Annotated in this window: 1 protein-coding gene; it reads left to right on the top strand. The window is 32.1% G+C overall.

Annotation, left to right across the window (positions count from 1 at the left end):
- Window positions 1-845 (top strand): methyl-accepting chemotaxis protein (locus L8U37_RS08105; RefSeq protein ID WP_263728983.1); only part of this gene is annotated, 845 nt, incomplete at both ends.

The following is an 845-nucleotide window of genomic DNA, read 5'->3' as shown; positions in this document are numbered from 1 at the left end:
GCCAAAGCCATCAATGAAAACATCACTAAAACTAAAAATGCATTAGAACAAGATGCTAAAGCAGTAGAACAATCAGTTGATACAGCTAAAGAAATAGAAGGTGGTAATCTAACAGCAAGAATAACAGCAATTCCTGCTAATCCTCAATTAATAGAATTAAAAAATGTATTAAATGATATGCTTGATGTATTACAAGCAAAAGTTGGTTCTAATATGAATGAAATCAATAGAGTATTTGATAGCTATAAGGCATTAGACTTTACTACTGAAGTTAAAAATGCTAAAGGTGGAGTTGAAGTAACTACTAATGTATTAGGTCAAGAAATAGTAGCTATGCTAAGACAATCATCTGAATTTGCTTCTTTATTGGCAGATGAGAGTGGTAAATTACAAAGTGCTGTTAAAGACTTAACAGATTCTTCATCTTCTCAAGCTTCTTCTTTAGAAGAAACAGCAGCAGCATTAGAAGAGATTACTTCTTCTATGCAAAATGTATCTCATAAAACTAGTGAAGTTATTGCTCAAAGTGAAGAGATTAAAAATGTTACTTCTATAATAGGTGATATTGCTGATCAAATTAACCTACTTGCATTAAATGCAGCTATTGAAGCAGCTCGTGCAGGAGAACATGGTCGTGGCTTTGCTGTTGTTGCTGATGAAGTTAGAAATCTAGCAGAAAGAACTCAAAAGTCTTTAGGTGAGATTGAAGCTAATACTAATATCTTAGTTCAATCTATTAATGAAATGGGTGAGAGTATTAAAGAGCAAACTACAGGTATTACTCAAATTAATGATGCTGTAGCTCAAATTGATCATGTAACTCAAGAGAATTTAAAAATAGCAAA

The organism is Campylobacter sp. RKI_CA19_01122, assembly GCF_025771325.1.
In the GTDB taxonomy this organism is placed as follows: Bacteria; Campylobacterota; Campylobacteria; order Campylobacterales; family Campylobacteraceae; genus Campylobacter_D; species Campylobacter_D lari_D.
Note: the sequence above shows the minus strand (reverse complement) of the source record. Positions and strands in the feature narration are given on the sequence as shown.